Genomic DNA, 10,457 nt, shown 5'->3' with positions numbered 1-10,457 from the left:
GATGTCCAAGCTGCTCAAGTGATCACGACGAGCAGTACGAGTGGGTCGCGAACGTCAGCGCCTGTTGGTACAGCGGATCGAGTTGGCGCTCCATCACGACCGCGCGCACGGCGTCGTCGCGTTGCTGACCGCATTCGGGGCCGCGCAGCGAATCCCAGTGCAGCGCCATCTCGGTCACCATCTGGTGGTTGAACCCGTCGATGGCGGCGCGTGACGCCAACAGGTCGGGAGCGGTCGTCGGCGCGGCGGCGGGGTCGAGCTTCCACTGGCCGAAGCGGGTGTACTCGATGCCCTCGGTGGCGTGCACCTGGTCGGTGAAGATCGTCCGTACGGGTTGCGGGTCGATACCCTGCTTCGTCGCATCGGCGCCGACCGAATCCACCACCTGTCGAGACCGAGGCGGATCGTCGATCGGACCGCCCTTGACCCATTTGAACGCGGCGACGGGGTCCGCCGTCTGCAATCGCTGAGCCGCGGTGTCCACCAAGCGGTACAGGGGGCTTGGGTCGTCGGCGTGCGCGGCGGGGGCGGTGCCGATCAGCCCGGTCAAGACGGTTCCGGCGAGGAACAGGACGGTATGCCTCACGGTGACCCATCATCCTCCACCTGGTTACGCTGTCCTCCGTGACTCGGCAGAAGATCCTCATCACCGGCGCCAGCTCGGGCCTTGGCGCGGGCATGGCCCGCCAGTTCGCGGCCAAGGGACGTGACCTCGCGCTCTGTGCGCGCCGCACCGACAACCTCGAGGAGCTGAAGGCCGAACTGGCGGCCCGGCACCCCGGCATCACGGTGGCCGTCGCCGTGCTCGACGTCAACGACCACGAAGCCGTGCCGAAGGTGTTCGGCGAGCTCAGCGACGAACTCGGCGGAATCGACTGCGTCATCGTCAACGCGGGAATCGGCAAGGGCTACAAGCTCGGCGGCGGCAAGCCCTGGGCGAACAAGGCCACCATCGAGACCAACCTGGTGTCGGCGCTGATCCAGATCGAGACGGCGCTCGAAATGTTCACGAAGGCGGGCGCCGGGCACCTGGTTCTGGTGTCGTCGGTGCTCGGCAACAAGGGCGTGCCAGGGACCAAGGCCGCCTACGCCGCGAGCAAGGCGGGGGTGACGTCGCTCGGCGAGTCGCTGCGCGCCGAGTATCCGTCCGGGCCGATCAAGATCACGGTGCTCGAGCCGGGCTACATCGAATCGGAGATGACGGCGAAGTCGGGCACCACGATGCTCATGGTGGACAACGAGACCGGCGTCAAGGCCATGGTCGACGCCATCGAGAAGGAGAAGGGCCGCGCCGTCGTGCCTGCCTGGCCGTGGTGGCCGCTGGTGGAGCTGCTGAAGGTGCTGCCGCCGCGCTTCACCCAGCGTTTCGCCTGACCCCACCCATCCTCACCCCTCCTCTGCCTCCCTGCGATTTCGGCGCGTTTTCGCTCGCTGAGCTCGCTGAGAGAGCGAACGTTTACGCGCCAAAATCGCAATTTACGGCGAGCGGCGGATGACGCGAGCAGAGCTCGCGGCGTTGATCAACGTCAATCCGCAGACCGTGGGCGCTCTGGAACGAGGCGATCACTTCCCAAGTCTCGATCTCGCGTTTCGGATCTGCGATGTCTTCGGCCTGCCGGTCGAGGCGGTCTTCTCTCGCGCTGCGTTCGCCCCGCTGTCCGCCGAGCTCTACGGAAGAAAGACGCGAACGGAAGGAAGCGATGCAGATGTCCAACTCCACGCAACAGACTGAGCCCGCACTCCTCGATCGATACCAGGCCTATCGCACCCGACGATTCCTGAAGAACGAGCGCACCTACGCGAATGCGCTTCCCGGTTGGCGAAACCAGGGTCGGCGTCGAGTATTGGCACTGCAGATCGTGTCGGGACGGCAGGGCGACGCCCCGCAGGAGACGCTCGACGAGTTCGAAGTTCAACAGCGCAACAGCGCGCGCTCGATCGGGCTGACGGTGACGCAGAACCTGATGCTGGTTCCGATCGGCTACCTGATCATCGGTTCGGTGCTGACGCGGGGCACCGACGTCGACATGGCCTACGCCGGAGGGCTGATGGCGCTCACGGTGTTATTGTCGGCGGCTGCATGCCGGCGATGATTCTCGGTTGGACCCGGTCAGATCCCGACCCCGAGTAGCTAGTCGCTGCGGCCCCGCTCCACCCGATAGCGGCGCACCAGCGCGTCGGTCGAACTGTCGGACTGCTCGGCCGGCGAGCTGTCGTTGATGATCACCGGCAGCAGCGCCTTGGCCTGGGTCTTGCCGAGCTCCACACCCCACTGGTCGAACGAGTCGATGCCCCAGATCACACCCTCGGTGAACACCTGGTGCTCGTAGAGCGCGATCAGCTGGCCCACCACCGACGGCGTCAACTTGGTCGCCAAAATCGAAGTGGTTGGCCGGTTTCCGGGCATCACCTTGTGCGGGACGACGTCGGCGGGGGTGCCCTCCGCGGCGATCTCCTCGGCGGTCTTGCCGAACGCCAGCACCTGGGTCTGCGCGAAGAAGTTGCTCATCAGCAGGTCGTGCATGCTGCCGGTGCCGTCGGCGGTGGGCAGGTCGTCGGTGGGCTGGCTGAACCCGATGAAGTCGGCCGGGATCAGCTTGGTGCCCTGGTGCAGCAGTTGGTAGAAGGCGTGCTGGCCGTTGGTTCCCGGTTCGCCCCAATAGATTTCGCCGGTGGCGGTGGACACCGGCGAGCCGTCGGCCCGCACCGACTTGCCGTTGGACTCCATCGTCAACTGCTGCAGGTACGCCGCGAAGCGGGCCATGTCGTTGGAGTAGGGCAGCACCGCGCGCGCCTGCGCGTCGAAGAAGTTGTTGTACCAGAGCCCGATCAGGCCAAGCAGCACAGGCGCATTGGCCTCCAACGGCGTGGTCTTGAAGTGCTCGTCGACGACGTGGAAGCCGGCAAGGAACTCGGCGAACCGTTCCTTGCCGATCACCGCCATCACCGAGAGGCCGATCGCCGAGTCCACCGAGTAGCGGCCGCCGACCCAGTCCCAGAAACCGAACATGTTGTCGGTGTTGATGCCGAAGTCGTCGACGGCCCGCTTGTTGGTCGACACCGCAACGAAGTGCTTGGACACCGCGGCGTCACCGAGTGCATCGGTGAGCCAGCGCCGGGCGGCGGTGGCGTTGGTGAGGGTCTCCAACGTAGAGAAGGTCTTCGACGCGACGATGAAAAGCGTTGTGGCGGGGTCGAGTCCGTCGAGTTTGGCGACGAGGTCGGCGGGGTCGACGTTGGACACGAATCGCGCCGAGATGCCTGCGTCGGCGTAATGCCGCAGCGCCTGGTACACCATCACCGGACCCAGGTCCGAGCCGCCGATGCCGATGTTGACGACGCACTTGATGCGCTCACCCGTCGCGCCCGTCCATTCGCCGCTTCGCAGCCGGTCGGTGAAGGCGCCCATCGAGTCGAGGACGGCGTGCACGTCGGCGACGACGTCCTGGCCGTCGACCACCAACTCGGCGCCCTCGGGCAGCCGCAGCGCGGTGTGCAGCACGGCCCGGTCCTCCGAGGTGTTGATGTGCTCGCCGGCGAACATGGCGTCGCGGCGACCCTCGAGATTGGCCGCCTTGGCCAGGTCGACGAGCAGCTTCAGCGTCTCGCGGGTGACCCGGTGCTTGCTGTAGTCGATGTACAGATCGCCGACGGTCAGCGTCAGGTCGCGGCCGCGTTCGGGGTCCTCGTTGAAGAGCTCGCGGATGTGTTTGGCGCCGATCTGGTCGTGATGGCGGACCAACGCGTTCCACGCCGGCGTAGTGGAGATGTCGGGAATCTGAACGGTATCGGCAGACATACCCCGACCCTAGTGCGGCAAGCCTTTCGAAGGAGTAAATGATCTATGTATGGACACCGCCAAGCTCCTGTCATCCGTTCCAACCGGCCTGTGGATCGGTGGTGAAGAGCGCCCAGGCTCTTCCACATTTGACGTGCTCAATCCCGCGACCGATGAGGTGCTGGTCAGCGTCGCGAATGCCACCCCCGAAGACGGTATTGCCGCGCTCGATGCGGCCGCCGCCGTGCAGTCCGAATGGGCGGCCACACCGCCAAGGGAGCGGGGCGAGATTCTGCGCGCCGTCTTCGACGCCATCACCGACCGCGCCGAGGACTTCGCCACCCTGATGACCCTCGAGATGGGCAAGGTGCTTCCCGAGAGCATGGGCGAAGTGAAGTACGGGGCGGAGTTCTTCCGCTGGTTCTCCGAGGAGGCGGTCCGCATCGGCGGCCGCTACACCAAGAGCCCGGCGGGTACCGGCCGCATCATCGTCACCAAGTCGGCGGTCGGACCCTGTCTGGCCATCACGCCGTGGAACTTCCCGCTGGCGATGGGCACCCGCAAGATCGGGCCTGCGATCGCGGCGGGCTGCACGATGATCATCAAGCCCGCCCAGGAGACGCCCCTGACGATGCTGCTGCTGGCCAAGCTGATGGACGAGGCCGGCTTGCCGAAGGGCGTGCTGTCGATCCTGCCGACCAGCGGCCCCGGCGCGCTGACCACTGCGCTGATCGACGACGGGCGGCTGCGCAAGCTGACCTTCACCGGGTCGACCGGCGTGGGCAAGGCGCTGGCCAAGCAGAGCTCCGACAAGCTGCTGCGGCTGTCGCTCGAGCTGGGCGGCAATGCCCCGTTCATCGTGTTCGACGACGCCGACGTCGACGCGGCCGTCGACGGCGCGATCCTGGCCAAGATGCGCAACGGCGGCGAGGCGTGCACCGCGTCCAACCGCTTCCACGTCGCCAACGCGGTGCGCGAGGAGTTCACCGAGAAGCTGGTCAAGCGGATGAGCGAATTCACGCTCGGCAACGGGCTGGACAAGTCGTCGACGCTGGGCCCGCTCGTCAACGCCAAGCAGGTCGCGACCGTCGAGGACCTGGTGTCCGATGCGGTTTCCAAGGGTGCGACCGTCGCCGTGGGCGGCGTCGCCCCGGGCGGGCCAGGCCACTTCTATCCCGCGACAGTGCTGGCCGGGGTGCCCGCAGACGCGCGCATCTTCAAGGAGGAGGTCTTCGGGCCCGTCGCACCGGTCATCGGCTTCGACACCGAGGAAGAGGGCATCGCCGCGGCCAACGACACCGAGTACGGCCTGGCCGCCTACATTTACACCCAGGGTCTGGACCGTGCGCTGCGCGTCGCCGAGGCCATCGAGGCCGGCATGGTGGGCGTCAACCGCGGCGTGATCTCCGACCCCGCGGCGCCCTTCGGTGGTGTCAAGCAGTCGGGCTTCGGCCGTGAAGGTGGCTCGGAGGGCATCGAGGAGTATCTGGACACCAAGTACATCGCTCTGACCAACTAACGCTCCTGGCGTCACATTTGGGGGCAAGCTGTGCCCATGGAGCAGTGCAGGTAGCCGTGCGCGTACTGCTGGTGGTGTCGGCGTTCAACGGGCTCTCGCAGCGCGTGTGGGATGAGCTGCGTGCGCGTGGACACCACGTGGCGGTCTCGGTGCATGACGGCCCGGCGAGCGTCGTCGCGGCCGCGTTCGCCGCAGAGCCCGACCTGGTGTTGTGCCCGTACCTCAAGGAGCGGGTGCCTTCCGAGGTGTGGCGGAACTGGCCGACCGTGATCCTGCATCCGGGACCGGTGGGGGATCAGGGCCCGTCCTCCCTGGACCGCGCGATCCTCGACGCTCAACCGGTCTGGGGCGTTACCGCGGTCGGCGCGGTCGAAGAGTTCGATGCAGGCCCGATCTGGGCGTGCCACACCTTCCCCATGCCCGCCGACCCGCCCCGAAAATCCGCCCTGTACGGCGGGCCGGTGACGGCGGCCGCCGTGGCCTGCGCGCTCGACGTCATCGCGCGCGCGCGCGATCCCGCCTTCCGGCCCACCCCGTTGCGGGAGGCCACCCGCCCCGTCCCTGGTACGACGAGACGGCCCGTCCTCAACCAAGCCGGTCGCCGGTTCGACTGGGCAACCGATTCGGAGTCGATCGTGCGCCGGATCCGCGCGGCCGACGGGTTTCCCGGTGTCCGCACCGTGCTCGCCGGTCACGACGTCAGCGTGTTCGACGCGCGGTCCAGCACCGGTGTCGGTGCCCCCGGCGAGATCATCGGCCGTTGGCGCGGCAACGTGCTGGTCGCGACCGGATCGGGAGCGGTGTGGATCGGGCAGGCCAGACGTGTCGGTGGCATCAAACTCCCCGCAACGACGGTGCTGCCCGTCGCGGATGTGCCAGTCGCGCAGGCTGGCCACCAGGACATCTGGTACCGCCGCGAAGGTGCGGTTGGGCACTTGACCTTCTCGTTCTACAACGGTGCCGCCGGGGTCGACCAGTGCCTGCGACTGGAGTCCGCGCTGCGTTGCGCGGCGCAGCAGGACACCCAGGTACTCGTCCTGCGATCCGGACCCGAGGTGTTCTGCACTGGCATCCACCTCGGCGAGATCGAATACGCCGCCGACCCGGCGACGGCGGCATGGGACAACATCCAGGCCATCAACGGGGTGTGCCGCGCGTTGATAGAGATCAAGGACCAGATCACCATCGCCGCCTTCACTGGGCCTGCGGCGGCAGGCGGCGTCATGCTCGGGCTCGGCGCCGACGTCGTCGTCGGGCGCAGCGGGGTGATGCTCAACCCGTACTACGACATCGGGTTGTACGGCTCAGAGCTGCACACCCTGACCTTGCCGCACCGGGTGGGACACCAGGGGGCGGCGACGTTGTTGTCGGCGAAGCTTCCGATCAGCACCGATCGCGCGGCGGCGGTCGGGCTGGTCGACCTGGTCGGCCCCGCCGACCCCTTGGAGTTCGGTGAATGGCTGGATGACGTGGCCGACCGCTACACCGACCCGGCGGCATGGCGCGGCATCATCTACTCCCGCATCCCGGTTGACCGGCCGTTGGACTACCACGAGTCCCTGGAGCTCGCCGAAATGGCTCGGGACGTGTACGACGATTCGCACGGATTCGCCGCCGCCCGCCGCGCTTTCGTCGACAAGAATCGATTCCGTCCCGCCACCGACGGCCTCGTCGTGTCCGGCGACCGCACCGACCTCGACGACTTCATCGACGACAACACACTGCGAGACATGTGGCAGTTGGCGCCATACCCGTGAGGGCTCAGTGCCGGATGTCGCTCCGCAAGCGTCGCTCAGTGCCGGATGTTCGCTCCGCAAGTGTCGCTCAGTGCCGGATGTTCGCTCCGCACGCGTCGCTCAGTGGCCCAACCGGCCGCGGCCAAGGCGAAGCAGCAGCATCGCCAGGTCCTTGCCCTCGGGGCCAAGCGTGCTGTAGCGCTCGATGACCTTCATCTCGCGGCTGTGCACGAGGCGGGTGCCGCCGCTGGCCATTCGGACCTTGCCGATCGCCTGCGAGACCTCGGTGCGGCGCTTGACTGCGGCGAGGATCGTGGCGTCGAGCCGATCGATCTCTTGACGCAGATCGTCGATGTCGAGCTCTTCGGCGTCCAGTGATGCTGGAGTAGACATTGGTGGCTCCTGATTCTCGGTGTGTGGAGGGTCTGGTCTCATCCGATTTCGGGCCTCACACAAGAGACGAGCCCCGGATCCGGAAGCGGACCGCGGGGCTCTGGGAAGCAGCTAGACCACGGGCACCGCAGGCCGGTACCCGTAAAAAAATCGTCCCTGCTGGTTGAGCACGAGATCGAGTGTGCCACCAAGGGCCGCGTCGGCGCAAAGTGTCTCTGGTCAGCGGTAAGTTTAGGGACGATATGACGATCGCGACCGAGACTGATCAGCTCCTCGAGGGCCTCAACCCACAACAGCGCCTGGCGGTGCTGCACGAGGGCTCCCCGCTGCTGATCGTCGCGGGCGCGGGCTCCGGCAAGACGGCGGTTTTGACCCGCCGCATCGCCTATCTGTTGGCCGCCCGCGACGTCGGCGTCGGGCAGGTGCTGGCCATCACCTTCACCAACAAGGCCGCCTCCGAGATGCGCGAGCGGGTGGTGCAGCTGATCGGCCCAAGGGCCAGGTCCATGTGGGTGTCGACGTTCCACTCCACGTGCGTACGCATCCTGCGCAACCAGGCGTCGCTGCTGCCGGGCCTGAACTCCAACTTCTCGATCTACGACGCCGACGACTCGCGCCGGTTGTTGCTGATGATCGGCAAGGACATGGGGCTCGACACCAAGCGGTATTCGCCGCGGTTGCTGTCCAACGGGATCTCCAACCTCAAGAACGAGCTGATCGGCCCGGAGCAGGCAGCGGCCGAAGCCTCGGAGGCGGAGGAGGACCTGGCACGCATCGTCGCCGAGGCGTACGGCGAGTACCAGCGGAGACTGCGCGGCGCCAACGCGCTGGACTTCGACGACCTGATCGGCGAGACGGTGGCTGTGCTGCAGGCCTTTCCGCAGATCGCCCAGTACTATCGGCGGCGCTTCCGGCACATCCTGGTCGACGAGTACCAGGACACGAACCACGCGCAGTACATGCTGGTGCGTGAACTCGTCGGACACGATCTGCAGGACGGTGACGTCCCACCTGGCGAACTGTGCGTGGTCGGCGACGCGGACCAGTCCATCTACGCGTTCCGCGGCGCGACCATCCGGAACATCGAGGACTTCGAGCGCGACTACCCGAACGCGACCACGATTCTGCTGGAACAGAACTACCGCTCCACGCAGAACATCCTGTCGGCGGCCAACTCCGTCATCTCCCGCAACGCCGGTCGCCGTGAGAAGCAGCTGTGGACCGACGCAGGCGAAGGCGAACTCATCGTCGGCTACGTCGCCGACAACGAGCACGACGAGGCCCGCTTCGTCGCCCAAGAGATCGATGTGCTGGCCGATCGCGGCGACATTACCTACAACGACGTCGCGGTGTTCTACCGCACCAACAACTCGTCGCGCGCGATCGAAGAGGTCTTCATCCGCGCGGGCATACCGTACAAAGTCGTTGGCGGCGTTCGGTTCTACGAGCGAAGGGAGATCCGCGACATCGTCGCCTACCTGCGCGTGCTGGACAACCCCGGCGACGCGGTGAGCATGCGGCGCATCCTCAACACGCCGCGGCGCGGCATCGGCGACCGGGCCGAGGCGTGCGTCGCCGTCTACGCCGAGAACACCGGCGCCAGCTTCAACGACGCCCTGCAGGCCGCCGCCGCGGGCAAGGTCCCGATGCTGAACACCCGCTCGGAGAAGGCGATCGCCGCGTTCGTGGAGATGCTCGACGAGTTGCGGGGACGGTTGGACGACGAGCTGGGCGATCTGGTTGAGGCGGTGCTCGACCGCACCGGCTACCGTCGCGAGCTCGAGTCCTCAAGCGACCCACAGGATCTGGCTCGTCTCGACAACCTCAACGAATTGGTCAGCGTCGCACACGAATTCAGCATCGATCTGGCCAATGCCGCTGCATTGCGGGAAGAGTCGGACGAGCCGCTGGACGAGGACATCCCCGACACCGGTGTCCTCGCCCAGTTCCTGGAGCGGGTGTCGCTGGTGGCCGACGCAGACGAACTACCCGAACACGGCGCGGGCGTCGTCACCATGATGACCCTGCACACCGCCAAGGGTCTGGAGTTTCCCGTCGTCTTCGTCACCGGCTGGGAGGACGGCATGTTCCCGCACATGCGGGCGCTGGGCGACCCCGCCGAGTTGTCCGAGGAGCGGCGGCTGGCCTACGTCGGCATCACCAGGGCGCGCCATCGGCTCTACCTGAGTCGCGCCAAGGTGCGCTCGTCGTGGGGCCAGCCGATGCTCAACCCCGAATCCCGGTTCCTGCGCGAGATTCCGCAAGAGCTCATCGACTGGCGACGCGTGGAGACCCCGTCGTCGTTCAGCGCTCCCGTGAGCGGAGCGGGACGGTTCGGCGCGCCCCGTCCTGCGCCGACGCGGGGCTTGGCGAGCAAGCGTCCCCTCGTGGTGCTCGAACCGGGCGATCGCGTCAACCACGACAAGTACGGGCTTGGCCGGGTCGAGGAGGTGTCGGGCGTTGGCGAGTCGGCGATGTCGCTCATCGACTTCGGCAGCGCAGGACGGGTCAAGCTCATGCACAACCACGCGCCGGTGCAGAAGCTCTGACCGGAATCTTGGGCGCAAGCGTCGGCTTTTGGGCCGGGGTTGGCCCGTCACGTTTGTCGGCGGGGGCGGCCTGACGTCAGGGTGGTCGGGCTTGGTCGCCGATGTACTGGTTGATGATCGATAGCGGTGCGCCTGTGCAGGAGACGGCGGAGTAGGGCGGGGACCAGGGGTGTCGGAGCATGCGAGCGCGGGCGCAGGCGCTGGTGAACTCGCGGCGCACGGCGTTGGCGGGTGCGGTCTTTGAGCCGTTGGACCAGGGTGTTGATGGCCGGGGTGGGTGGAAAGGGCATGAGTGGATGTAGTCGGTGTCGCGGTTGGACTCGATGAATTCCACGGCGAGTTCGTCGCAGACGGTGCGTATGGTGTGCTCGCAGATGGTGAGCATGGCGTCGGTGAACACGTCGCGCCGGTATTTGGTCACGAACACCAGATGCGCTTGCGGCAGGGACACGCTGTGTGGTGCGTGACGGTAGGTCTGGGTT

9 protein-coding genes and 1 pseudogene are annotated in these 10,457 nt (G+C 66.8%); 6 read left to right on the top strand and 4 right to left on the bottom strand.

Features of this window, described 5'->3' with window-relative positions; translation table 11 throughout:
* Positions 1 to 22 precede the first annotated feature (22 nt).
* The gene (locus QOC69_RS13535; protein ID WP_526440257.1) at positions 23 to 586 is read right to left on the bottom strand and encodes a chorismate mutase; all 564 of its coding nucleotides are present in this window, start codon (positions 584 to 586) and stop codon (positions 23 to 25) included.
* Positions 587 to 624: 38 nt separating this feature from the next.
* On the opposite strand from QOC69_RS13535, the gene QOC69_RS13530 reads away from it, so the two are divergent.
* The 3 genes and pseudogenes from QOC69_RS13530 (at position 625) to QOC69_RS13520 (ending at position 2,131) form a co-directional block, all read left to right on the top strand.
* Positions 625 to 1,374 carry an SDR family oxidoreductase gene (locus QOC69_RS13530; RefSeq protein ID WP_526440255.1) on the top strand — a complete coding sequence of 250 codons (750 nt, stop codon included), beginning with the start codon at positions 625 to 627 and terminating at the stop codon, positions 1,372 to 1,374.
* A gap of 94 nt (positions 1,375 to 1,468) precedes the next feature.
* Complete coding sequence (locus tag QOC69_RS13525; protein ID WP_526440259.1) at positions 1,469 to 1,732, top strand: helix-turn-helix transcriptional regulator; 264 nt, start codon at positions 1,469 to 1,471, stop codon at positions 1,730 to 1,732.
* Positions 1,707 to 2,131, top strand: a pseudogene (locus tag QOC69_RS13520) (hypothetical protein). The gene QOC69_RS13525 and the pseudogene QOC69_RS13520 overlap by 26 nt, the downstream one beginning before the upstream one ends.
* On the opposite strand, the gene pgi reads toward QOC69_RS13520, so the two are convergent.
* A complete protein-coding gene (gene pgi / locus QOC69_RS13515) occupies positions 2,132 to 3,799 on the bottom strand; it encodes a glucose-6-phosphate isomerase (RefSeq protein WP_526440253.1) in 1,668 nt (555 codons plus the stop codon).
* A gap of 49 nt (positions 3,800 to 3,848) precedes the next feature.
* Between pgi and QOC69_RS13510 the strand changes: the two genes are divergently transcribed.
* Both QOC69_RS13510 and QOC69_RS13505 read left to right on the top strand, forming a co-directional pair.
* A complete protein-coding gene (locus tag QOC69_RS13510) occupies positions 3,849 to 5,297 on the top strand; it encodes an NAD-dependent succinate-semialdehyde dehydrogenase (RefSeq protein WP_526440251.1) in 1,449 nt (482 codons plus the stop codon).
* A gap of 44 nt (positions 5,298 to 5,341) precedes the next feature.
* Positions 5,342 to 7,054 carry an enoyl-CoA hydratase-related protein gene (locus tag QOC69_RS13505; protein WP_526440249.1) on the top strand — a complete coding sequence of 571 codons (1,713 nt, stop codon included), beginning with the start codon at positions 5,342 to 5,344 and terminating at the stop codon, positions 7,052 to 7,054.
* Positions 7,055 to 7,153: 99 nt separating this feature from the next.
* Here QOC69_RS13505 and QOC69_RS13500 read toward each other — a convergent pair whose 3' ends face one another.
* A complete protein-coding gene (locus QOC69_RS13500) occupies positions 7,154 to 7,468 on the bottom strand; it encodes a chorismate mutase (RefSeq protein ID WP_526440247.1) in 315 nt (104 codons plus the stop codon).
* A 200-nt stretch (positions 7,469 to 7,668) separates the two neighbouring features.
* Between QOC69_RS13500 and pcrA the strand changes: the two genes are divergently transcribed.
* Positions 7,669 to 9,975 (top strand): DNA helicase PcrA, encoded by a 2,307-nt coding sequence (gene pcrA, locus QOC69_RS13495; RefSeq protein ID WP_526440244.1) that lies wholly within the window; start codon positions 7,669 to 7,671, stop codon positions 9,973 to 9,975.
* 76 nt (positions 9,976 to 10,051) lie between these two features.
* Here pcrA and tnpA read toward each other — a convergent pair.
* Positions 10,052 to 10,457, bottom strand: a 406-nt coding sequence (gene tnpA, locus QOC69_RS13490) for an IS200/IS605 family transposase (RefSeq protein WP_526440242.1), incomplete at its 5' end; no start/stop codon positions are given.

Origin of the sequence: Mycobacterium sp. (assembly GCF_032162105.1) — a bacterium.
In the GTDB taxonomy this organism is placed as follows: domain Bacteria; phylum Actinomycetota; class Actinomycetes; order Mycobacteriales; family Mycobacteriaceae; genus Mycobacterium.
Note: the sequence above shows the minus strand (reverse complement) of the source record. Positions and strands in the feature narration are given on the sequence as shown.